Origin of the sequence: Sphingobacterium sp. UBA7038 (genome assembly GCF_002494055.1) — a bacterium.
GTDB classification, from domain to species: Bacteria; Bacteroidota; Bacteroidia; order Sphingobacteriales; family Sphingobacteriaceae; genus Sphingobacterium; species Sphingobacterium multivorum.
Genome location: NZ_DLAV01000013.1, coordinates 54,836 through 78,412, shown reverse-complemented (window position 1 = coordinate 78,412; position 23,577 = coordinate 54,836). Strand labels below are relative to the sequence as shown.

Genomic DNA, 23,577 nt, shown 5'->3' with positions numbered 1-23,577 from the left:
GCATCTGATAATCCTCCACATCGCATGTGGAGGATTATTGTTTTTGATCCATGCGGTATTTATTCTCTTTTACAGGCGTATGGAGAATATAACCAAGGAAATAGAATCTGCAGCAGGATTTGACTTTGCCAAAATTAACCGAATTACAAGCGGTTCTGCTCTTCTGTTCTTGTGGGCTGATTGCTGCTCTTGACTTTCTGGTTTCCAAAATGATACCGCAGCGTTAGATTCACCTTTCTAGTATCGCGGTAATCTTTATAAAAGTTGTTTTGGTCACCATATTTGGATGATATCGTCATTTTTTCTGTTTTGAAAATGTCCATAAATGAGAGATTCACTTCAAATTTCTTTTTAAAGAATTTTCGATTTGTCATCACATAGGTACTTGAATACCCTGTAATATGAAATGGCCCCTGTATCGTGGGTGATGTAAATGTATTAACCAGTTCAAGGTTCCAACCGGCATCCTTATTCAGCACATAGTTGGTGCTTACGTTTCCGTTGCCGATATACACATCATTCTTGTGCAATACGTCATCAGTACCCATAAAGTAATTCTGGTTATACATCCCCTCTAGCTGCAGATTCAATCCCCAGCGCCCGGTCAGCTGAAAACTCTTTCCTAAGTCTATCCCTGCCCCTTGTCCTTTCTTGATATTGGTATATTGGAAAATAAGTTGGTGATTGTTGTTATCTTGGCGGGAAATTTCCATATTCGGCCACTTCTCAAATCGGTAGAATAAATCGATATTCCAGTTGTTTTTTGTCCAGGTCAGATTCAGGTTATGAACGATCGTCGCCCTTAAACGTGGATCTCCCTGAAAATAGGAAAAGCGATTATAGTAGGACTTAGCCGGATTAAGCCAGGAGTATGCTGGGCGACTAATACGCTTTCCATAGGAAAAACCAAACTGCTGATCGTCAGTCAAGGCATATTGCATGTAAAATGTCGGAAAGAGCACAAAATAATCACGCTTATTGATATCAGCTGGTTCGGATACAATACCTTCCAAATCGGTATATTCTCCCCTTAGACCTGCTTTCCAGCTCCATTTTTTCCAGGCATAGTCCAATGAGCCATACAAAGCCACATTACGTTCTTTGTAATCAAACACACTACTCTTATCAGGCCTTTGCTCGAGCTCTCCTGATTCATCATCAAAGAAAGCAAGGGTACTCGTCGTTTTCACATCGCTAAATTTTCCACCAAACTCCAGCCCCAGCTTCTTTATTTTTCCGGTGAAATCTATCTGGGAAGAAAAAAGCCGATTTTTATTTCCATTATTACTGATAAATCGGGTATATGTGGGTTCCTCCCCCTTAAATCGCAGTGCCGTCAGCACGTCTTGATCATTTGTCGAATGATTGTCAGTGAAGTAGGATGACCAATTTATGCTCCACCTGGAATTAAGCTTCTTTGTTACCTGAAGGTAGAGGTTATTCGTTTTTGTCGATCGTTGATGATCATTGGTGGTAAAATAACTGGACTCCTGTACATGATTTTTATCGTATATAACGGTTGGCACTTCATAAATCCCATAGGTTTTCGGTCCATAATATCCATTTAGTCCAGCATTAACCGTCCAGGTTGTATCGGGTGTATAGTCTATCGAAAACACATAGCTGTTCTGACTGTTATTGGTATCAAATCGATCCATGACACCTTCCCATGAGGTTTGCTCATTTGGATAATAAACATAATTCGTTTCATAGCGTGCGTAAGTCCCTCGTCCGAAATTATACGTACCTCGAAGATTGAATTTTTCATTTTTATAATACTGGGTTAGTCCAAACAGTTGCTTCCAGGTACTGCTTTTTTCGGCCAATGCAACCACCGAGCCTCTATAGCCATATAGGTTGGATTTGGAAAGTTTAATATTGATAATCGTACTTCCCTCAGCTTCATATTTTGCAGGTGGATTGGTAATAACCTCTATCGATTGCACGTCGCTACCTGCTGTATTCTCCAGATAGGTTTTCAGTTCGTCTCCCGTGAGCATCACTTTTCGGTCATTAATGAGGACAACAATATTTTTGTTTCCACGGACCATTAAATCCGCACCATTCACCATCACTAAGGGCGTACGCTTCAAAATATCCCAGCTATTCAGTGCTGAAAGATTGGAATTCTGAACGTTGAACTCTAAGCGATCCAACTTACGGATCAATCGGGGAGCTCGACCCACGACCTGCGCTTCTTCAAGTACCTTTGCTTCGGGAATAAGTTCAAGTAACAAAGGGCGTGAAATGGTATCGCTGCGAAAAAAAAGTTCCTGAGACTTGAAGTTCAGATAGCTTGTCCGTAGATAGTATCCACTAGGATGATCCAGCGTAAGTAAGAATTTTCCAAAATGGTCCGTCTTTACTTCACGGATCTCTTGATAGTTGCTATCCAATAGCATAACAGTCGCTCCCGCCAGCACAATTTTGTTTGCATCCTGTACTTGTCCCCCGATTTGTTTGGTCTGTGCCGAAAGTAACAAGGGGAAAGCCAGAAAAAATAGGATCAATTTCATGTACAAATAATTAGTCTTTTAATTCTAGTATAGCTTATCCGCATTATTCTATTTGACAATCGCGGCCATTTCATACTGATATGCTATGCTTCAAAAGTGTCTATAGTGACGGCAAATAATGGTTAATAAAGGGTTAATACTGGGTTAAGGTACATTATCTTAGCCCTCAGCAGTTATATTTGTGTATGGAATTGAAACCCAAAAGTTATATCGTCCTATTCACGTTATTTTTTGCCGTACTTATTGGCATACAGGGGTATCAATTGTACAATACCTATCAGCTCAAACAGCGTGATATTTTTGCCACTGTAAAAAGTAAGCTAAGTAAGCTTCATGACAATGACAAGCTTTTTGATGATGATTTAATGAGCAAAGACATTGCTAGAGATTACTACATCAAATTGGTTAAACATGAGATAACGGCCGAAAAATTAAAGGAGTTATACCATGCAAACGCCCATAAAACATCCCAGAGGCTAACGCAATATGTCGACAGTCTATTTCAGCCACTTGGAATGGATGTCATTCTGAAAAAAGAAATTTTGGGCATCTATTTCAAGAGCTTAGAAAAACAGATCGCAGCGGGTCCCATTACCATCTACACAACGTCTGGAGCTTTTCGGCGGCCCGTTGAACTTTCCTCAAGCGAGTGGATAACAGAAAAAACAGAAACACAGAAAATCGAAAACAGCATCCAGAGCAAAGAGGTCTTATATACCTTTCTTGTACATAGGAAGACATCCTTTGAGGTGACGAATCTCAACTGGATATTGTTCAAAGAACTTACTTCGCTCCTATTGAGCACCTTATTTATTCTAGCCGCTTTTCTTTGGCTTTTTTATAGAACCATTCAGAATCTCCGAAAACAGCAGAAACAGATCACCGTACTGCACGATGTCGTCGACAATATTTCACATGAACTCAAAACACCTATTGCAACCCTGAAAATTGCTGCTAAAACACTTTGGAAATCAACAGACGAAAGCATTATAACCGTCATTGAACGACAAGTAAATCGCTTGGAACAAACCCTTGATCCACTTAACGAAAATCTTCACACTATTGATCAGCCTCCTGTTAAAAGCACAGAACTACAAGCTATTTTCGACGATTTTCAACTGACCAACTCCGCTATTGCATTCCAATTAAGTCTCTTGCCTGACGGCAAACTATGCCTGAGCCCAAATGATGCGACAACACTATTTCAGAACCTGATGAACAATGCCGTAAAATATGGTGCAACTTGGATTAATATCTCTTTTGAGGATCAGAAAGGCAAACTCTCGGTTTATATACAGGATAACGGTTACGGCATGGAGGAGTCCGAGCTACCCTATATTTTCGACAAGTTTTACCGCATCCAAAAAGACAATATTCACGACACCAAAGGCCTGGGAATAGGTCTTTTCCTTGTAAAAAAAATCGTCGATCGTTATCACGGACAACTTACTGTAACCAGCGAACCCAATGTCGGGACTACGTTTAAAATCCAGCTGCCGCATGCGCTTGTCCCATCATCGGAAATATGACCAAAAACAAGGATAAGCTGTGAAAAGACAATAGACGGCCATAGACTAAAGTATTTATATTAACTCAACTACTGAAAACAAAAATGAATAAAATATTACTCGTTGAAGACGATCCCGATTTTGGTTTTATGCTTAAGCAATACCTTGAGCTATCCACATTTGCCATAGACTGGATAGCACAGCCCAATGATCTTACGGAAAATTTCCAGCAGCTAGCCGATTATGATCTGGTTATACTGGATGTTATGCTTCCTCAAATCAGTGGTTTTAGCCTCGCCAAAGAAATCAATGCACTATACCCTACTTTACCCTTTATCTTTTTAACAGCCAAAGAGCAAAAAATAGATAAGCTCACGGGACTAAAAATCGGTGCCGATGATTATGTCACTAAACCTTGTGATCCCGAGGAACTATTGCTTCGCATACAAAATATATTAAAGCGGAATCAGAAAAATAGTACTCCAAAATCGATCGCCATCGGGAGCTATCTATTCCATCCTGAACAATTATTATTAAGCCATGCTTCGAAACAATATAAGCTCACTGAACGTGAAGCCCAACTTCTCCTCTTTCTATGGCAACACAATGATCAGCTTGTCACGCGTGAAGAAATCCTTGAAAAAGTATGGGGAAATGCAGATTTCTTCACAGGAAGGAGCATGGATGTCTTTATTACCCGGATCCGCAAATATTTAAGCCTGGATCCTAATCTGAGCATCAGTTCGAATAGAGGTGTCGGATTTACGATTCAATTTTAAGAGTTATCCAGCAATCTCTTCCTTCCGTTTGTTCCATAATTTCTCTGCCCAACGGCCGACAAACCAAAAGGACACGGCCAAAATTAAAAAGAACACTGCTCTATTGATATTATCCCAGAGATACTCGACATAGCGGGTATAGATATTGAGCACTAAAAATACAAATCCTACTTCTCTGCTGACGTTATCTTTCGCTTTTAAGCCGTAGACAACCAGGAATACCGACACGGCAGTGGATAAAATACCCCAGTAGAACATATGGTATTGACGTACAGTCGTCCATTCATAGAAATCAGCATAATTTCCAAAAATAGAAAGGGTCCACAAGGATACCATCAGATAGATCAATCCCACAATATAACTGATGGGCTGAAAGATTTGTAGCCTTTCAAACCTGGGTTGAACCCAAACAGCCAAGGCGGTTATCAGTGCCCCAAAAATGGTAAAACGCAGCGGATAGTTCATCCCCCAAAACTTAAATCCCCAATTGCTATGGTAGGCGGTCTCGGTCGCAAACCATACGCCCAAGGCCAAAAGCATAAACGTCCAAATCAGCTTACTCTCGAGCTTGACGGCAAGAAAGCCATAAATCGCCACGGAGAGTAAAAATAACAGCGAATAGTGCATCGTATCTTTGTCCAATACTTTACCCATAAACCCGATACAGGCCGCAGTTCCGAAAACTCCAATCAGCATCATGGTTTCCGTGGATAGATTTTTATAAGTATAGCGTTTCTTATACCGAAAACCCAGCGTATAGAATAATACAGCCACGGCAGCGAAAAAGAAGCAAAATAGGATATTAGGTGCTTCGTAGAGGGTGTCCACAAAGGCCAAGAATGATGCATCTGTAAACAACGAAAAGACAGCGAAGACCAGAGATGCCAAGGCAATCCAAAAGGCATATCTAGCCAGTTGTCCCCAGTCAAAACTTTTTACGTCTAAACTATCCATCAGCTCGTTCGCTTTTTGCTCATCTAATAAGTTCTCTTTCTTCCAAAATTGGACAATATCGTCGATCGATTGTTTCTCTTGTTTGCTGACGTCGTATTTTCGCATAAATTTAGATTTACTGTGCAAGGTACATTATTTTTTTAAATCACTTGTATATCACATTTTGTTCCAAAAGTCAGAAAGGCTCGCATAATTCCTTTAAAATCTGTAATTTTGCATGTTTTGCATTTAATCCCTCACACGGGACCTTAAGGAGTTTTCATGGCAGTAAAAAGAAGCCCAGATTTGGGCGAACAAAGTGAAGTTCAGGTATTTGGAGCGCGTGCGCATAATCTAAAAAATATAGATGTTTCTTTTCCGAGAAATGAATTGGTTGTTATCACAGGTTTAAGTGGCAGCGGAAAGTCTTCCTTGGCTTTTGACACCATTTATGCCGAAGGACAACGTCGGTATATGGAGACATTCAGTGCCTACAGCCGTCAGTTTTTGGGCGGCATGGAACGTCCGGATGTGGACAAGATATCGGGCTTAAGTCCAGTGATCTCCATTGAACAGAAAACCACCAGCAAAAACCCGAGGTCCACTGTTGGAACCATTACTGAGGTGTATGACTTTATGCGTCTACTATTTGCCCGAGCAGGAGAAGCTTTCTCCTATGTGACTGGGAAGAAAATGGAGCGTATGTCGGACGATCAGGTTATCGAACGGATTTTGACTGAGTTTGAAGGACAGGCACTGAACATCCTGGCACCAGTGGTTAAAGGGCGTAAAGGCCACTACCGGGAGTTGTTTGAACAAATCCGTAAGCAAGGTTATGTGAAGGTACGTGTGGATGGAGAAATATTGGACCTTGTTCCAAAAATGCAGGTCGACCGCTACAAAATACACGATATTGAAATCGTCGTAGATCGTCTGAAAGTAGAGCGTGAAGATAAAAAGCGCTTACAAACTTCCGTGATGCAGGCGATGAAAACAGCGAAAGGTATCATCAAGGTCTCCACGAAAGATAATCAGGAGCAATTCTATAGCCGTTATCTCATGGATGCCGAATCGGGGATCTCTTATGATGAGCCACAGCCAAATACCTTCTCATTCAATTCCCCATACGGTGCGTGTCCGACATGTGATGGTTTGGGCTATATTTTTGAAATTGATAAGAATGCCGTTATCCCGGATAAAAAACTAAGTATTCAAAAAGGTGGTTTGGCCCCTTTGGGACCTACCCGGGAAAATTGGACTTCGGAAGTCTTGAAAGCTGTCGCAAAAAAATTAGATTTTACCATTACAACACCGCTTGAAAAACTAACTGAAGAACAGATTGACCAGCTTTTATTTGGCAATAAGGAAGAGCCTATCGTTGTCACGGTATCTTATGGAAGTTATGGCACACGTGAATATCGTGTTGAATTTGAAGGAATCTTTAAGATGCTGGAAGAGTTTTCGGGAAAATCATCGGATGAGGCACCTTCTTTAGATGACTTCAGAACGAAAGTGACCTGTCCAACCTGTGCGGGAGCTCGTCTGAAAAAAGAATCGTTACATTTTAAAATTGCGGATAAAAACATCCATGAGCTCTCAACGATGGACATTACATCCATCAAAGAATGGTTTGATCAGGTAGAAAGCAAACTTGATGAACGCCAGCTCATTATTGCAACGGAGATATTAAAGGAAATCCGCGCACGTTTAGGCTTCCTGCTGGATGTCGGCCTAAATTACTTGACCTTGGACCGTACAGCTAAAACACTTTCGGGTGGTGAAGCACAGCGGATCCGTTTGGCCACACAGATTGGTTCCCAACTGGTGAATGTACTTTATATTCTGGATGAACCGAGTATTGGGCTCCATCAGCGGGATAACGAACGTTTGATCAATGCGCTTAAAAACCTACGCGATATTGGCAATTCGGTCCTTGTTGTGGAACATGACAAAGACATGATCCTACATGCCGACCATGTTATCGACATGGGACCTGCTGCAGGCGTTCATGGTGGGACTGTGGTTGCCGAAGGTACACCAACAGAAATCCTAAAATCGAACTCTTTAACAGCAGCTTACCTCAACGGGACAAAAGAGGTTAAGATTCCCGAGAAACGCCGTGAGGGCAATGGAAAAACATTGTCATTACGTGGAGCAACCGGACATAACTTAAAAAATCTGTCTGTCTCTTTTCCATTAGGAAAACTCATTGTTGTATCGGGTGTTTCAGGTTCGGGTAAATCAAGCCTAATCACAGGTACTTTATACCCGATTTTGAATAAACATTTTTTCAGAGCCAAAGCAATTCCACTTCCTTTCAAAAAAATTGAAGGGTTAGAACATATTGACAAAGTCATCGAGATCGACCAAAGTCCTATCGGCCGTACACCACGGTCCAACCCTTCGACCTATACCGGTGTATTTTCGGATATCAGAACTTTGTTTGTTCAACTTCCAGAAGCTAAGATCAGAGGCTATAAACCAGGAAGATTTTCCTTTAACGTCAAAGGTGGTCGTTGTGAAACCTGTCAGGGAGCCGGGCTGAAAGTCATCGAAATGAATTTCCTTCCCGATGTACAGGTTCCTTGTGAAACATGTCACGGAAAACGCTACAACCGAGAAACTTTAGAGGTACGCTACAAAGGAAAATCCATTTCCGATGTACTTGATATGAGCATCAACGATGCTGTGGATTTCTTCGAAAATGTACCGAGTATTTACCGAAAGATCAAAACACTGCAGGATGTAGGTTTGGGTTATATCACCTTAGGACAGTCCTCCACAACCTTATCGGGGGGTGAGGCACAACGGGTAAAATTGGCTACTGAACTTTCTAAAAAAGACACTGGAAATACATTCTATATCCTTGATGAACCGACAACAGGTCTTCACTTTGAAGATGTCAATGTCCTTATGGGCGTTATCAATCGTCTGGTCGAGCGCGGGAATACCATTTTGATTATTGAGCATAACCTTGATGTCGTTAAATCGGCCGATTGGGTCATTGATATCGGTCCCGAGGGTGGCAAAGACGGCGGGCAGGTTCTATTTGAAGGAACACCTGAAAACTTAATTAAAAATAATAAAAGCGAAACAGCACGTTTCTTAAAATTGGAAATGTAATGCCTTTGAAACGGCAGCCGCGAAGTATTATATTTCGTGACTGCTGTTTGCTCGGGATGGCTCGGTTATTGCGCAGGAATGTTTTCCAACTCCTTGAGCTTTGTCTTACATGGGGCAATAGATATCGCACACTGACTTTGACGGCCGAGGAATAGGGCGCAACTATTTATCAATGCCATCCATTTCATTTGTATAAATGAACACATTAAAGGTTTTTGCTTTTAAAGAACATACGGAATGTCCAGTTGATTTTCATCAGTGTTTATACGCTGTAAATATGGATATTTCTTAACTTTGTATTATATGTCGGATATTATTCAATTACTTCCAGATAATGTTGCTAATCAGATTGCGGCGGGAGAAGTGGTGCAGCGACCAGCGTCTGCCATTAAAGAATTGATTGAGAATGCTATTGATGCTGGAGCTGACAAAATAAAACTTATTGTTAAAGATGCAGGCAAGTCATTGATCCAGGTCATTGACAATGGCTGTGGCATGAGCGTAACTGATGCTCGTCTTTGTTTTGAACGTCACGCAACATCGAAAATTCGTAAGGCTGAAGACTTATTCGCTATCCGTACGATGGGTTTCCGTGGTGAAGCAATGGCATCCATTGCTGCGATTGCACAGGTAGAGCTCAAAACACGCCGCATTGAAGATGAACTGGGTACAGTTGTTGAGATAGAGGGATCAAAAGTTGTCAACCAATACCCGGAAGCTGTTGCTGCCGGGACAAATATTTTAGTTAAAAATCTTTTTTACAATATTCCTGCACGGAGAAACTTCCTAAAGAGCAACTCGGTAGAAATGCGTCATATCATTGATGAATTTCAACGTATTGCTTTATCAAATCCACAGATTTTCCTAACCTTACATAGCGACGGAAATGAGATCTACCATTTGCCGGCTGAGACGCTGAAACAACGTATTGTCCATATTTTTGGCAACAATTACAATCAGCGACTTGTCCCTGTGGAAGAAGATACGTCCATCATCAAGGTAGAAGGTTTTGTTGGGAAACCTGAATTTGCAAAAAAAACACGTGGTGAACAGTTTTTCTTTGTCAACAAACGCTTTGTACGTGATCCATACCTGCACCATGCAGTCATGAATGCTTATGAAGATATTTTACAGGCCGAAACATTCCCTTTCTATGTATTATTTATCGACATAGATCCTGCACGCATCGATATCAACGTACACCCTACCAAGACCGAAATTAAGTATGAAGACGATAAGGCTATTTACGCCATTATCCGTTCAGCCGTAAAAAGATCGTTGGGACGGTACAATATCATGCCATCTTTGGATTTTGAACAGGAAACAAGCTTCACCAATCTTATTACAAAAAAGGCATTAGATGAAATCATCGTTCCAACGGTAACTTTTAATCCAGACTTCAATCCATTTGATACAGACAAATCGAAATCCAATTCGAGCTACACCCGTTCAGAAAGCTACGCTGAAGGACTTAACAAGAAAACAGGTGGCATACCTAGCAATTGGGATTCCCTGTACCAAATCGTCGAAGAGGAGGAATCTGTTCAGCTGCCATTGCATGCGGAGCCGGAATTGCATACGGATAGCTCACAGGTCATTCAGGTCGAAGATAAGTCATCCTCAAAGCTCTTTTTTCAGCTCCATAATAAATATATTGTCTCTCAGATTCACTCTGGATTTATTCTAATTGATCAACAGGCTGCACATGAACGTATTCTCTTTGAGCAATTTCTTGCGCAACTGGACCAACATAAAGGGCTGAGTCAGCAAAGTTTGTTTCCACAGACTTTGGACCTAAATGCTGCAGATAATGAATTAATGAAAGACCTTTTGGAGGACATCAATGGCTTAGGCTTTCAAATTCGTGAATTTGGAAAAAATTCCTATATTATTGACGGAATTCCTGCAGACTTAGGGACAGGATTCGACGAAATAAAGATGATTGAGAAAATATTGGAGGATTACAAAAACAATCAATCTGAGTATAAGCTCGCTAAGCGCGAAAATCTTGCAAAAAGCCTTGCCCGTAATGCGGCCATTAAACCTGGTACCGCGTTGGACAATACAGCAATGGCAGAGCTTGTGGACAGACTATTTGCCTGTCACTCACCCAATATCTCCATCTATGGCAACCCTGTGATTGTAACATTTACATTGCAAGAATTAGCGGAAAAATTTGGCAAAAATTAGAAGATAAAATATATGTTTCCACAACTGACACCTGTTATCAAGAATTTATTGATCATCAATATCATATTTTATATTGGATCACAACTTGTACCTGTAGCATATGATTATCTTGCGGTCTATTATCCGGACTCCCCTTATTTTAAAATTTGGCAGGTGATCACGCATATGTTTATGCACGACAAGAACAATATTAGCCATATCTTCTTCAATATGTTTTCCCTGGTCATGTTCGGTCCTATGATTGAGCAGGTCCTTGGTTCAAAACGTTTTTTAAATTTCTACCTGGTTTCGGGAATCGGTGCCTGGTTTCTTTATACAGCTGTAAATGGTATACAACTCTATAATGCGACAGGTTCTTTCGCTCCACTTCACGGCATAAGCGGAAACGAACTTATTGCCATGGCCAATACCGGAAATAATGAAGCACTAACCTACCTCATTCCGATGTTGGGGGCCTCAGGAGCCATTTATGGTGTTCTATTAGCATTTGCCTACCTTTTTCCAAACATACCGCTTCAATTTTTGTTTATTCCTGTACCAGTCAAAGCAAAGTATATGATCGGTGGATTCATTCTCATCGAAATTTATATGAGTTTGTCTAGACCAGGGGATTCTGTGGCTCACCTGGCTCATGTCGGTGGTGCACTATTTGGCTATCTACTGCTTAAACTGTGGAAGATTAGAAAAGGAATTTATTAATATCGTGCGCAATGAATAACATCGGTTTAAAAGATTTTTGGAGACAAACCTATAAAACTGGCTCGCCCGTACCTTTGGTGATCAGTATTCAGGTCTGTTTATTTGTCCTCATTTATTTTTTAGACCTGCTCTTCGAATTAAAAATTGTACCACAAAGCTTTTTGGAACCTACGGTGCGTCTATTAAGTTTACCGAGTAATTTCTCAAGCTTTATTGCACAACCCTGGTCATTGGTTACATCGAATTTCGTTTACGTCAAGCTCTGGACCATACTTTTTGATAGTCTCTGGCTCTATTGGGTCGGTCAGATCTTCTTTACCTTCTTAAACAAACGGCAATTTCTATTTGTCTATATCGCCTCATGGCTGCTCGGCAGCGTGCTCTATATGGGCTTTGGGTCACTTATTCCCATGCCAAGTAACTTACAGCTTATGGGAGGTTCTCTTCCCCTGGCAGCGGTATTAGCCGCGATTGTGACTTTGGTTCCCAAGTACGAATTACGCTTTCTCCTTATTGGTACTGTTAAGCTAAAATTAGTGGCTATTATTTATTTTGGATTGGAATTCCTTACCCTTACGATGACCAATCGACCTGCTGCCATTTCGTATTTTGCAGTTATACTTTTTGGAATGGGATTCACTTATGCGCTAAAATCGGGAATGGACTGGTCTACGATTTTTCAGAAAAAACAACAGAAGCCTGCAAAAATGAAAGTCGTTGTAGGTAACAATATTCCGACAAATCGGAAACATCGTTATGACTTACCCAATCAGGACGAAATCGATGCTATCTTAGATAAAATTTCTGTTTCTGGCTACGACAGTCTAACGAACCATGAAAAAGAAACGCTCTTTAGGGCAAGCAATAGTGGTGACAAGGTTGATGGATAAAAGGACATTTTTAAGAAGAAAACTGGGCTTTATAAGTAAAACAATGTTCCTGGCAAATATGCTTGCGATCGTTGCATTGCTTATGAGCTATTCGGCTACCTTCATTAATCCCAAATCCTTTTGGCCAATTGCATTTATGGGCCTGGGCTACCTTCCAATTCTCCTTATCAATATTGGATTTATCTTTTACTGGCTACTCCGCAAACGAAAAATTGCACTTTATTCACTCGTTACAATCCTCATTGGATGGCCTTTTTTAACTAAGCATTGGAATATTCGCAAAGAGAATGCCCCTGTATCATCGGAGGTACGTACGCTTCGCATCATGACTTTCAATGCTCATCTGTTCAAGAAGGTAAACGATGAGAAAAAGAACTTTAAAGCCGACGTTGTCCGCATTATTGACAGCATCTCTCCTGATGTGATCTGCTTTCAGGAATATATTAGCAAGATTAAGGGAAAACATGTTTTCTCTGAGGAATTCAAAGATAAATTGGGATATGACTATTTTTTCTTTGAACCGAGCTCTAAAAACGATTATGAGGCGTATGGAATGGCTGTTCTTTCGCGTTTCCCGATCTATGATTCAGGAACCATCAAAGACAACGATTACGGAATCAACCGGATTAGTTATGTTGATATCAAAAAACAGGACACCCTGATCCGCATCTACAATATACATCTACGTTCTTTTGCGCTGCAAAATGAAGACAAGGAATTTATCCAAAACCTGTCCAATAATAATGAATCGGATAATTCGAGGACCCGTAAATTGAGCCGCAAACTTAAGAATGCCTTCGAGCTACGCAGCGAACAGGCGCATTCGTTAAAGAAGCACATGAATGAATGTCAATATCCTTATATTGCCGTAGGTGATTTCAACGATACGCCAATGAGCTACTCGGTCAATCTAATTGGAGACAGGCTGTATAATGCATTTAAGGAGAAAGGTAATGGCTGGGGAGTAACCCATCATGCCCTGCTTCCGATCTTTCAGATCGACTATATTTTTGCTAGCCAGAAATTTCAGGTAATGAATTATCAGATTGTCAAACAGAAATTATCGGATCATTACCCCGTGTGGTCTGATCTTAGGCTTAAACCTTAGGCATCTGATAACCCAATGTTTTAAGACCTATTTCAATAAATTTATCCCTTCGGTTTTTGATTTTGTAATATGCTTCACGACCAAAATAATAGCGACCGACCAAGGCCTCGATATCGGATTGAATCAAATCATGTAAGTTTTTTGCTTCTTTGGCGGTGACCGAAATCCGCTTCTGACTGTTGAGATATGAAATAAATAGATCAAATTCTGTTGTCGGTAAGTGGTAACCGCTAATAAAATTCTCGATAGAATATGCGGGCAAATGTTTCGTGAAGCGATCATAAACAAATTCTTCGATCGCATTGGAATGAAATATCTCGCGGTATTTGGCACTGGTTTCGTTGGTGTCAATCGGAATAGTAACATCCGGAAGAATACCACCACCACCAAAAACAAGTTTCCCTTTGCTGGTGGTAAACATTTCTTTTTGGCTGAATTCAGTGTCCATCGTCCATAAATCGAAGCCTGTCATGTATTTCGCAGCATCAAAATTGGCGCGTGTGTATTTTCGCTGAATGCATCTTCCAAGAGGGGTATAGTAGCGAGCTACAGTCAGATTGATTGCAGAGCCATCCGAAAAGTCAAATTGTTCTTGTACTAAGCCTTTACCATAGGACCTGCGGCCGACAATCGTTGCCCGATCCAGATCCTGAAGAGCACCGCTCAAGATTTCGCTTGCTGATGCCGTTCTTTCATTGATTAGCACAATGACACGGCCATCACCAAAATCGCCAGCTTTCTCCGAATAGAAATCCTGGCGCAGCTCATTGGCACCCTCGGTATACATCAACAATCTTTTTTCTTTAAAAAATTGCCCCGCCAGATCAATCGCCGTATGGACAAATCCACCACCATTGTTACGCAGATCCAAAATAAGATCCTGCGCCCCACTTTTCCGTAAATCTATGAGCGACTGTCTGAATTCGTCTGCTGTCTTATGCCCAAATCTCCGAATTTTCACATAAGCTGTTTTCGGAGCGATCATATAGGATGCATCTAAGCTGGAAACATTTACCTGATCGCGAATGACTTTTATTGGATTGGCCATTACCACTCCATTACGTTGAATAGCAATCAATACAGCTGTTCCTTTCTTTCCACGGATTAACCTTTCAATTTCGGAATCGGTTACCTTTCTTCCGACAAGATCCTTATTCCCGATCTTTAAAATGCGGTCGCCGATACGCATACCTGCTTTTTCAGCGGGACCAGCAGCAACCATTCCAACAACAAGTAGCGTATCTTTCAGACGGAAATACTCCACACCGATACCATCAAATGTTCCTTCAAGCGTTTCCTGCTTTGCAAGCACTTGATTCGGCCTTAAAAAGGTGGAGAAAGGATCTAAACGGGATACGACATGTTCAATGGCTTCGTCTTGAACGGTATCTATACTGACATTATCAACGTAATTCTCAGCAATTAATTGAATGAGATATTGTAATTTGTCCGAGTTGCCATTCGAGCGTAGACTCGAAAAGGTTGTTTTTTGGTTGCTTCCCTGCTCCTCGGCATAATTTTGCCCCAACAGCAAGCCAAGAAGCAATACTGCAGCATATGTAGCGGCTACAAAAATATTTCGTTTAATACTTTCTGCATGGGAAATCTTCATGAATTATCGAAGATGAGACAAACTATTCAACAATTAATTACTTCATCAAAAATAGCAAGTTTATTCGGTTAAACGAGCACCTGAACCCATATTTTTACATTAAAAATAAAAAGTTCCCTTCCTTGTTTTCAGGCGGAAACAGCGTCTTCCATGGCTAGAAGTCTTTGTAAAAAATTAAAAAATAACAACAGAACAGCCGATAAGGGCACCGAACATTTAATTTCAACAGATGAAGATGATGTCTATAATTTAACTTGCAAATGCGCGTAAATTTATCTTAGTTTGAATTGAAAAAGATTCCACTTTATGCACGAAATCGAACCTTATTACAACTGGCGGGACTATTACATTGCCGCTGAAGATGAACAATCCCCATTTTATGGTACAATCTATAGCGAATTCGATTTTGACAAGCAGATCTATAATTTTCTTTTGCACCCACAATGGGACGAATTCGGTTCGCTTACCTTATATCTAAAAATACTATTTGTGGACTATGAAAAACAATACTGTATTATCGAGCTGATTGGTGAATGGAATGATGCGATCTACAATGATATTATGTTGCTCAAGCGAGAAATTATCGATGTATTGATCAGTCAAGGCATCAAGTATTTTATTCTAATCGGGGAGAATGTACTGAATTTTCATGCTTCAGACGACTCTTACTATGAGGAATGGTTTCAGGATATCGATGATGGCTGGATTGCTGGCGTCGGTTTCCGTGAACATGTGATCGAAGAGTTCCAGCAACAGAATATAGATTATTACATTAATTTCGGTGGCGCATTGAATGAGCTACCTTGGCGGGCATTAAAACCGAAACAAGTTTTCCACCATGTGAATGATTCCTTAACAAAACGTCTTGGTTTTTAGATCTGCTTATTGGGTTTTATTCTCAATCCTTATTCTTTAATCCTTGCTCTTTACTGTATTATCCTGTAACTTTGTAATTGATGTATTAGGTGCTTCGCACATATACTTATAATTTTTACGTTTTACTTATACTTACATACTATGTCATTCAGAATTGAAAAAGACACGATGGGTGAAGTTCAAGTCCCTGCAGACAAATACTGGGGTGCACAGACAGAGCGTTCACGCAACAACTTTAAAATCGGACCGGCAGCTTCGATGCCACACGAAATCGTCGCAGGCTTTGCTTATTTGAAAAAAGCAGCTGCTTATGCTAACCACGAGTTGGGGGTATTACCTGTAGAGAAACGTGATGCAATCGCTACCGTATGTGATGAGATCTTAGCGGGCAAATTGGATGACCAATTCCCATTGGTTATCTGGCAAACGGGTTCAGGTACACAATCCAATATGAATGTAAATGAGGTTGTCGCAAACCGTGCACAAGTATTGGCTGGACATAAGATCGGTGAAGGCGAACCTGTGTTAAAAGCAAATGATGATGTAAATAAATCGCAATCATCTAACGATACTTTCCCTACAGGAATGCATATCGCGGCGTATAAAGCTGTTGCAGAGGTTACAATTCCAGGTGTAGAAAAATTGCGTGACACATTAGCTAAAAAAGCTGAAGAGTTTAAAAATGTCGTAAAAATTGGCCGTACACACTTAATGGATGCTACTCCGTTGACTTTAGGTCAAGAGATTTCAGGTTATGTCGCACAATTGAACCATGGTCTGAAAGCTTTAAGAAATACACTTTCGCATTTATCAGAACTTGCATTGGGAGGTACTGCAGTAGGGACAGGATTAAATACTCCAAAGGGGTATGACGTTGTCGTTGCTAAATATATCGCCGAATTTACAGGCCTACCTTTCGTAACCGCTGAAAACAAATTTGAGGCATTGGCAGCTCATGACGCAATCGTTGAAACACACGGTGCATTAAAGCAATTGGCTGTAGCATTAAATAAAATTGCAAACGATATCCGTATGTTGGCTTCTGGCCCACGCTCAGGTATCGGTGAAATCCTGATCCCGGAGAACGAACCAGGATCATCGATTATGCCAGGTAAAGTTAATCCAACGCAATGTGAAGCATTGACAATGGTCGCGGCACAAGTGATGGGTAATGATGTGGCTATTACGATTGGTGGAACGCAAGGTCACTATGAACTAAACGTGTTCAAACCATTGATGGCGGCAAACTTCTTGCAATCTGCTCGCCTATTAGGGGATGCTTGTGTTTCATTTGAAGAGCACTGTGCAGCTGGTATTGAGCCGAACTACAAACGCATCAAAGAATTGGTTGACAACTCATTGATGCTGGTAACCGCTCTAAACACAAAAATTGGTTATTATAAATCGGCAGAAATCGCGCAGACAGCGCATAAAAATGGCACTACGCTTAAAGAAGAAGCAGTGCGTTTAGGTTATGTGACTCCTGAAGATTTCGATGCTTGGGTAAAACCAGAAGATATGGTTGGAAGTTTAAAATAAGCTGTGACTTTTATTTCAATAAAAAATATACGAACAAAAACATACCTATTGGCGCTTGCCATAGGTATGTTTTTCTTTTTTACAGCCTGCAAATTCAATTCGGATATGCAGAGCGAAGGTGCCCCCTTTTTACAGGGAGAATGGGTCCAAGACAGCATTCCTGGACAGCAGCAGATGATGCAATACACCTTGACCGACTTCAAGTTTACCTGTGACTCTGTTTACGCGACCATGCACGTCAACAATAAAGTACAAACCATACCAGATAGCTGTTACAAAAATGGCTCCTGGACAGAACATGCAAAAGGTATTTATGTTTTGCGCGGAGACTCCATCATTGTCGATGGTATCTATACCAAGGAGAATGGCAAACAGAAGATTTCAGGTTGCTATCTTTCCGGTCAGTATATCCCCCGCTTTAAAGTCGTTTATCATACTGCAGATTCGGTGGTACTGGAAAGCAGGTTAGATCAACGTCAGATCATCTTAAGAAAGACTAAAAATATTACTTGTGTCCCTCAAAAAAGGTATCAATAATTTTTAGTACAATCTATTTACTATCTTCGTACCATTATCGTACAACCTCAACCTTAAAATACAATGAACAAAGGAATTATCGCTTTGGCATTTGGCGGACTTGCCATCGGAATGACCGAATTCACGATGATGGGCATCCTGCCTGACATTGCCAAAGATCTTCATATCGAAATCCCTACCGCTGCTCACCTGATTGCACTCTACGCACTGGGTGTCGTTGTAGGTGCCCCAACATTAGTGCTATTTACAGGAAAATATCCTCCGAAGAAGGTATTACTCTTTTTAATGCTGCTCTTTTTTATCTTCAATGGCCTTTTCAGTATTGCACCGGGACAGTTTTTGATTAGTCTCTCCCGTTTTATGGCCGGACTTCCCCATGGAGCATTTTTTGGTGTTGGGTCTGTCGTGGCAGCAAGACTGGCTCCGAAAGGAAAAGAAGCACAGGCTATATCCATTATGTTTACCGGAATGACTATTGCCAATTTGGCTGGAGTACCACTCGGCACCTATTTAGGCCATCATTATTCATGGCGTTTAACGTATGGTATTATCAGTATATTGGGATTAATCACTTTTGCAGCAATTTATGCATGGATGCCAAAAATTGAGGCCGCCAAAGGAAATAATATCTTTAGTCAGTTAAACTTCTTCAACAAAAAAATTGCCTGGTTATTAATGGCTATTATTGCCATAGGCACCGGTGGACTTTTCGCCTGGATCAGCTACATCGCGCCTTTGGTGACCAATGTGTCGGGCATCGCTGCTGATCGTGTCCCCTTGATTATGATCCTGATCGGTGTTGGTATGTTTTTCGGAAATCTTATCGGCGGAAAACTGGCTGATACAATCTCCCCAACCAAAGCGGCAATCGCGAGTTTCTCCGCTATGGCGATATGCCTTGTGATGGTCTACTTTATATCACCACTGGGCTGGACAGCCTATCCTTTAGCCTTTATTACAGGACTGGTGTCCTTCACTATTGGTTCGCCGACACAACTGATGTTGATCCGCGCCTCAAAAGAAGCAGCAACATTGGCCGCAGCAGGTGGTCAGGCAGCCTTTAACCTCGGGAATACCTTAGGTGCATTTTTAGGTGGAATCCCAATAACCTGGGGTTTAGCTTATAATACACCTTCCCTCGTTGGTGTGGGCATGGCGAGCATTGGAGCACTCCTGACTTTGCTATATTTGAAAGTCTACGACAATAAAACTCAATAAAAACAGCATAATCAAATGGCGCGAACAAGTTATATCAGTATACTACGTATTGTTGCGATATTCCTCGTTATCTTGATTCATTCCTCTTCGGGCTACTTAAACAGCAATGAATTTGAATCATTCGACTGGAGTTATGCCAATTGGCTCAATAGCTTCTCGCGCTTTGCGGTACCCCTGTTTGTCGTTATTTCAGGTGCCCTCCTGTTGCAGAAAGACGAAAGTACGGGACAATTTTATCGGAAACGTTTATTGAAAATTGTCCCGCCTTTTCTTTTTTGGAGCATCGTCTATCTTTTCTATTATTTTGTCCGTTATATCGATTTTGACTATATCGGTTTTCCACAAGTTATCAACATTGTGTTAATTCGCTTAAAGTCAGGAACGAATGCGCACCTTTGGTACCTATATATGATACTTGGGCTCTACCTTGCAGTTCCTTTCATACGCAAAATTGTGGGCAACTGCAGTAAGAGAGAGCTTGAGATCTTTTTGGGATTGTGGTTTGCAGCGTTATTTTTTACGAATAAATGGTTCAATAGTTACCTACCTAATTTTGACCTGACCTTTTTCTCGGGTTATGCAGGCTATTTGGTCTTGGGCCATTACTTACGTAATTACCCTATCCCAATGGTAAAATTGTCAAGTTTTACATTTTTTCTGATCTGCTGTTTAATTACAGCATCGGGGACATATTATCTAAGTAGCTCCCGAGGTGAATTTGATCCGACACTTTACAACTATCTTTCCCCCAACATCGCATTGAGTGCAGGCTTTTTATTCGTCTTCGTGCAAGGCCTTAAGCTCCCAGAACAACTCAACGCCTTCTGGGAATTTATCGACATCCACAGCTTTGGCATTTACCTTTGCCATATTTTGCTGCTCAATTATATTCATCCTTTGCTTCCTTTATCCACTTTGTGGAAAATCCCGGCAGCAACGGTGCTCACGTTGTTGGCTAGCGCCCTACTGACCTATTTATTACGAAAAGTTCCATACGGTAAATACATCAGTGGCTAATTCCGTTATCGGAGCTTCGTTTTACAATTTCTCGCCTTCGACCTTATTGTATACATAAAGATGCGCATTGGGGCCTTCAATCGCATGGCCTTCCTGATCTAGCCCAATCAGCTTGTTTTCACCCACCTTCAGTTTCATATTTGTTTCCTTCCCTGTGAGATGAACAACGGATCCGTTGTCGTGCCACATGACTTTACCACTATCTTCGACCTTGGTATTTTTATTAATATATTCACTGACGATGGCAAAGGTATTATCATTTTTTAAGGTGATATTTGTTTTGATACCTTCACAATCAGCACAGGGAATAGTAGCTTCATAGGTACCGGCCCAATCCAACGAATTCTGAGATGTATGGGCAGTATCCACCGCCACAGTCTCATGTGCAGTGGAATCTGCGGTTGTATGCTGACTATCTTTTGAGGTTTGATTACATGCACTTAGCGAAATCATTGCTAAGCAAGAGAACAATACGGTTAATTTCATATCTGTTGTTTTTGATGTACGATACCATATAGCAAGCAATTTCAGCGCCAAGAAAAATCAGGCACGCCTACTGGATTCCAAAGAAAAAAGGCTTCTTGAGGAAGCCTTTCTATCGTAAATAACTGTATTGCGAACAGTTTAAATAATCTATTTGCTACCGCGTGGCGATAGGCTATACAATCCTATTCAGATTAAAATGGTAGATCGTCATCATCTGATGAACCCGCCAAATCTACAGGGGCAGGCATATCTGCGTAACCTGGAGAAGATGGAGCTGGAGCAGCATTACCTAATTTTGTAACACGCCATGCTACTAATGAATTGAAATAAGTTGTTACGCCATCTTTATTAGTCCAAGGACGACCACGAAGATTAAAAGATACTTCTACCTCTTCACCAATTGCAAGGTTATCAAAAATTGACGTTCTGTCTTGTGTTGCCTCAAAACGGATATACTCAACAAATTGTGGGTTTTCGGCATAAGCTACAATCATATCGCGTTTTTTGAATGATTCTGTCACTTGTTGTGTCGCTCCTATCTCGTGTACTTTTCCTCTAATTTCCATAATCAAAAAAATAAATATTAAAGCGTAAAATTAAGCAATTTTTGAGGAAGAGTTTAATTAACTTTGTACAAAATATGATGGAAGTTTTCAACACCCCCAATAAAGTTATTATAACGTGCAATAAGCGCTTATCACCTTATTTGCAACAGGAAGTTAAAGAGTTAGGTTTTGACATTGTCAGGGCATTCCCTACAGGCGTAGAATTAAAGGTCAGTATAAACGATACGATCAAGCTTAATCTGAACCTACGCACAGCCTCTCAGATTTTGTATTCGTTAAAGGAGTTTACAGCCAATAATCCGACGGAGCTCTATGAAGAATTGAGTAAAATTGCCTGGGAAGAACTTATTCAATTTGACGGATATTTCTCTGTCAGCTCTAATGTTGATAATGAGACAATCAGCACGCCTTTATTTGCAAACGTAAAGGTTAAGGATGCAATTGTGGACCGTATAAAGGAAAAAAAAGGTCTGCGCCCTAATTCAGGTCCGGACAATAATAAAGCGGTTGTCCACTTGTACTGGAAAGATGACCGTGCTGAAATTTTTCTCGATACCTCAGGCGAGACACTGGCAAAACATGGTTACCGTAAGATCCCTGGAAAAGCGCCAATGCTGGAAGCTCTTGCAGCCTCAACAATTATTGCTTCCAAATGGGATGGTAATTCACCTTTTGTAAATCCGATGTGTGGATCCGGAACTTTAGCCATTGAGGCGGCACTGATAGCAACAAACAGAAAACCAGGGTTGCTGCGCATGAACTATTCATTTATGCATTTCATCGGTTATGATGAAACAGTTTTCTTCCAGGAGCGCCGACTACTCAAAGATCAGATCAATAAAAAAGCGGCTCCACAAATTATTGCAAGCGATATTTCAGAGGAGGCAATCAACGTCTCAAAGATGAATGCAAGAACTGCTGGTGTGGAGCAATTAATTTCGTTTGAAGTATGCGATTTTGCCGAAACACACGTTCCTAAAGAAGGTGGTGTCATTTTATTCAATCCTGAATACGGTGAACGTCTGGGCACGCACAGCAAGTTAGAGATTACCTATAAGCGTATGGGGGATTTCATGAAACAGGAGTGCAAAGGTTATAGAGGCTATATATTTACCGGAAATCCAGATCTGGCAAAGAAAATCGGGCTACGTGCGTCCCGACGCATAGAATTTTATAATGGTAAATTAGATTGTAGATTATTAGAATACGAATTATACGAGGGTACTCGCGAAAAAACAAAAGTATTGTATGAATAACATTATTGAGCGCACAGTAGCATTTGTGCAAGATCGATTGAAATTTGCAGAAGCAGGCCACGATTGGTCGCATATTCAACGCGTATGGAACAATACGAAGTTAATTTTAGAAGATGAAGAAGCGGATGTTATGGTCTGCGAATTGGCGGCACTGTTACATGACATCGCTGACAGTAAATTCCATGATGGTGATGAAACAATAGGCCCTCGTGTTGCCGGAGAGTTTTTGGCAAGTCTAGAAATTTCACCTGAAATCATTGACCATGTGAAGAAAATCATCTTCAATATGTCTTTCAAAGCAAGTTTGGGGGAAGTGTCATTTCATTCAAAAGAGATGGAAATCGTGCAAGATGCAGATCGTTTGGATGCTATCGGTGCAATAGGCATTGCCCGTGCGTTTAGCTTTGGTGGTAATAAAGGCCGTGAGATGTATAATCCGAACATTCCTGTTCAAGAATATAAGGATAAGGAAGCGTACAAACATTCGGAAGCTCCTACAATCAATCACTTCTACGAAAAGCTATTATTGTTAAAGAATAAGATGAATACAGAGGCTGCAAAAAAAATAGCAGCACATCGTCATGACTATATGCTCAACTTTCTGGATGAGTTTATGGCTGAATGGAATGGTAAAAAATAAATTACACTTAACAATTCCTAAATATAAAAGTGGTACTTTAGATCTTGTACATCGAGATAAAAAGTACCACTTTTTTTGTTCCAT

General features: G+C 40.8%; 19 protein-coding genes. 14 read left to right on the top strand and 5 right to left on the bottom strand.

The features are described 5' to 3' along the window. Window positions 1–143: 143 nt before the first annotated feature. Window positions 144–2,516, bottom strand: coding sequence for an outer membrane beta-barrel family protein (locus B3H30_RS07385; protein ID WP_286709602.1), 2,373 nt, complete (start codon window positions 2,514–2,516; stop codon window positions 144–146). A 185-nt stretch (window positions 2,517–2,701) separates the two neighbouring features. Here B3H30_RS07385 and B3H30_RS07380 point away from each other — a divergent pair, with 185 nt between their 5' ends. Further along, window positions 2,702–4,045: a sensor histidine kinase gene (locus B3H30_RS07380; RefSeq protein WP_145327496.1), complete on the top strand. Its 1,344-nt coding sequence runs from the start codon at window positions 2,702–2,704 to the stop codon at window positions 4,043–4,045. Between the two features lie 83 nt (window positions 4,046–4,128). After that, a complete protein-coding gene (locus B3H30_RS07375) occupies window positions 4,129–4,803 on the top strand; it encodes a response regulator transcription factor (RefSeq protein ID WP_070570249.1) in 675 nt (224 codons plus the stop codon). 3 nt (window positions 4,804–4,806) lie between these two features. On the opposite strand, the gene B3H30_RS07370 is transcribed toward B3H30_RS07375, so the two are convergent. Further along, entirely contained in the window at window positions 4,807–5,862 is a 1,056-nt protein-coding gene (locus B3H30_RS07370; RefSeq protein WP_286833825.1) for a DUF2157 domain-containing protein, read from the bottom strand. A gap of 156 nt (window positions 5,863–6,018) precedes the next feature. Between B3H30_RS07370 and uvrA the strand changes: the two genes are divergently transcribed. From uvrA to B3H30_RS07345, 5 genes are all read left to right on the top strand, one after another. Further along, entirely contained in the window at window positions 6,019–8,859 is a 2,841-nt protein-coding gene (uvrA, locus tag B3H30_RS07365; protein ID WP_286833824.1) for an excinuclease ABC subunit UvrA, read from the top strand. A gap of 303 nt (window positions 8,860–9,162) precedes the next feature. Then, the gene (gene mutL / locus B3H30_RS07360) at window positions 9,163–11,049 is read left to right on the top strand and encodes a DNA mismatch repair endonuclease MutL (RefSeq protein WP_088163149.1); all 1,887 of its coding nucleotides are present in this window, start codon (window positions 9,163–9,165) and stop codon (window positions 11,047–11,049) included. A gap of 12 nt (window positions 11,050–11,061) precedes the next feature. Then, window positions 11,062–11,748 (top strand): rhomboid family intramembrane serine protease, encoded by a 687-nt coding sequence (locus tag B3H30_RS07355; RefSeq protein ID WP_088163150.1) that lies wholly within the window; start codon window positions 11,062–11,064, stop codon window positions 11,746–11,748. 11 nt (window positions 11,749–11,759) lie between these two features. Further along, window positions 11,760–12,638, top strand: coding sequence for a rhomboid family intramembrane serine protease (locus tag B3H30_RS07350; protein ID WP_088163151.1), 879 nt, complete (start codon window positions 11,760–11,762; stop codon window positions 12,636–12,638). Then, window positions 12,583–13,746 carry an endonuclease/exonuclease/phosphatase family protein gene (locus B3H30_RS07345; protein WP_286833822.1) on the top strand — a complete coding sequence of 388 codons (1,164 nt, stop codon included), beginning with the start codon at window positions 12,583–12,585 and terminating at the stop codon, window positions 13,744–13,746. Before B3H30_RS07350 ends, B3H30_RS07345 begins: the two co-directional genes overlap by 56 nt. Here B3H30_RS07345 and B3H30_RS07340 read toward each other — a convergent pair. After that, entirely contained in the window at window positions 13,736–15,358 is a 1,623-nt protein-coding gene (locus B3H30_RS07340) for a S41 family peptidase (RefSeq protein ID WP_286833821.1), read from the bottom strand. The genes B3H30_RS07345 and B3H30_RS07340 overlap by 11 nt on opposite strands. A gap of 306 nt (window positions 15,359–15,664) precedes the next feature. Here B3H30_RS07340 and B3H30_RS07335 point away from each other — a divergent pair, with 306 nt between their 5' ends. The 5 genes from B3H30_RS07335 to B3H30_RS07315 all read left to right on the top strand — a co-directional run bounded on the left by B3H30_RS07335 (window position 15,665) and on the right by B3H30_RS07315 (window position 20,545). Next, the gene (locus B3H30_RS07335; protein ID WP_046673680.1) at window positions 15,665–16,234 is read left to right on the top strand and encodes a hypothetical protein; all 570 of its coding nucleotides are present in this window, start codon (window positions 15,665–15,667) and stop codon (window positions 16,232–16,234) included. A gap of 141 nt (window positions 16,235–16,375) precedes the next feature. Beyond that, on the top strand, window positions 16,376–17,773 hold the full coding sequence (fumC, locus tag B3H30_RS07330) for a class II fumarate hydratase (protein WP_070570264.1): 1,398 nt from the start codon (window positions 16,376–16,378) through the stop codon (window positions 17,771–17,773). Between the two features lie 48 nt (window positions 17,774–17,821). Next, the gene (locus tag B3H30_RS07325) at window positions 17,822–18,310 is read left to right on the top strand and encodes a fumarate hydratase (RefSeq protein WP_236560302.1); all 489 of its coding nucleotides are present in this window, start codon (window positions 17,822–17,824) and stop codon (window positions 18,308–18,310) included. 63 nt (window positions 18,311–18,373) lie between these two features. Further along, entirely contained in the window at window positions 18,374–19,528 is a 1,155-nt protein-coding gene (locus B3H30_RS07320) for an MFS transporter (protein WP_070570268.1), read from the top strand. A 15-nt stretch (window positions 19,529–19,543) separates the two neighbouring features. Continuing rightward, window positions 19,544–20,545, top strand: a complete 1,002-nt coding sequence (locus tag B3H30_RS07315) for an acyltransferase (protein WP_070570270.1) — start codon at window positions 19,544–19,546, stop codon at window positions 20,543–20,545. 21 nt (window positions 20,546–20,566) lie between these two features. On the opposite strand, the gene B3H30_RS07310 is transcribed toward B3H30_RS07315, so the two are convergent. Together B3H30_RS07310 and B3H30_RS07305 are read right to left on the bottom strand one after the other, a co-directional pair. Beyond that, on the bottom strand, window positions 20,567–21,031 hold the full coding sequence (locus B3H30_RS07310) for a copper resistance protein NlpE (RefSeq protein ID WP_115049384.1): 465 nt from the start codon (window positions 21,029–21,031) through the stop codon (window positions 20,567–20,569). A 191-nt stretch (window positions 21,032–21,222) separates the two neighbouring features. After that, window positions 21,223–21,597, bottom strand: coding sequence for a DUF3127 domain-containing protein (locus B3H30_RS07305; RefSeq protein ID WP_070570272.1), 375 nt, complete (start codon window positions 21,595–21,597; stop codon window positions 21,223–21,225). Window positions 21,598–21,674: 77 nt separating this feature from the next. Between B3H30_RS07305 and B3H30_RS07300 the strand changes: the two genes are divergently transcribed. Further along, a complete protein-coding gene (locus B3H30_RS07300; RefSeq protein WP_046673747.1) occupies window positions 21,675–22,853 on the top strand; it encodes a THUMP domain-containing class I SAM-dependent RNA methyltransferase in 1,179 nt (392 codons plus the stop codon). Beyond that, on the top strand, window positions 22,846–23,493 hold the full coding sequence (locus B3H30_RS07295; protein WP_046673674.1) for an HD domain-containing protein: 648 nt from the start codon (window positions 22,846–22,848) through the stop codon (window positions 23,491–23,493). The genes B3H30_RS07300 and B3H30_RS07295 overlap by 8 nt, the downstream gene beginning before the upstream one ends. Window positions 23,494–23,577: the final 84 nt, after the last annotated feature.

Coding starts and splice junctions, on each gene's coding strand:
- B3H30_RS07355 (WP_088163150.1), top strand. CDS start 11,062: ATGTTTCCACAACTGACACCTGTTATCAAGAATTTATTGATCATCAAT.
- B3H30_RS07305 (WP_070570272.1), bottom strand. CDS start 21,597: ATGGAAATTAGAGGAAAAGTACACGAGATAGGAGCGACACAACAAGTG.
- B3H30_RS07295 (WP_046673674.1), top strand. CDS start 22,846: ATGAATAACATTATTGAGCGCACAGTAGCATTTGTGCAAGATCGATTG.
- fumC (WP_070570264.1), top strand. CDS start 16,376: ATGTCATTCAGAATTGAAAAAGACACGATGGGTGAAGTTCAAGTCCCT.
- B3H30_RS07380 (WP_145327496.1), top strand. CDS start 2,702: ATGGAATTGAAACCCAAAAGTTATATCGTCCTATTCACGTTATTTTTT.
- uvrA (WP_286833824.1), top strand. CDS start 6,019: ATGGCAGTAAAAAGAAGCCCAGATTTGGGCGAACAAAGTGAAGTTCAG.
- B3H30_RS07375 (WP_070570249.1), top strand. CDS start 4,129: ATGAATAAAATATTACTCGTTGAAGACGATCCCGATTTTGGTTTTATG.
- B3H30_RS07315 (WP_070570270.1), top strand. CDS start 19,544: ATGGCGCGAACAAGTTATATCAGTATACTACGTATTGTTGCGATATTC.
- B3H30_RS07370 (WP_286833825.1), bottom strand. CDS start 5,862: ATGCGAAAATACGACGTCAGCAAACAAGAGAAACAATCGATCGACGAT.
- mutL (WP_088163149.1), top strand. CDS start 9,163: ATGTCGGATATTATTCAATTACTTCCAGATAATGTTGCTAATCAGATT.
- B3H30_RS07310 (WP_115049384.1), bottom strand. CDS start 21,031: ATGAAATTAACCGTATTGTTCTCTTGCTTAGCAATGATTTCGCTAAGT.
- B3H30_RS07350 (WP_088163151.1), top strand. CDS start 11,760: ATGAATAACATCGGTTTAAAAGATTTTTGGAGACAAACCTATAAAACT.
- B3H30_RS07385 (WP_286709602.1), bottom strand. CDS start 2,516: ATGAAATTGATCCTATTTTTTCTGGCTTTCCCCTTGTTACTTTCGGCA.
- B3H30_RS07300 (WP_046673747.1), top strand. CDS start 21,675: ATGGAAGTTTTCAACACCCCCAATAAAGTTATTATAACGTGCAATAAG.
- B3H30_RS07335 (WP_046673680.1), top strand. CDS start 15,665: ATGCACGAAATCGAACCTTATTACAACTGGCGGGACTATTACATTGCC.
- B3H30_RS07320 (WP_070570268.1), top strand. CDS start 18,374: ATGAACAAAGGAATTATCGCTTTGGCATTTGGCGGACTTGCCATCGGA.
- B3H30_RS07345 (WP_286833822.1), top strand. CDS start 12,583: ATGAAAAAGAAACGCTCTTTAGGGCAAGCAATAGTGGTGACAAGGTTG.
- B3H30_RS07340 (WP_286833821.1), bottom strand. CDS start 15,358: ATGAAGATTTCCCATGCAGAAAGTATTAAACGAAATATTTTTGTAGCC.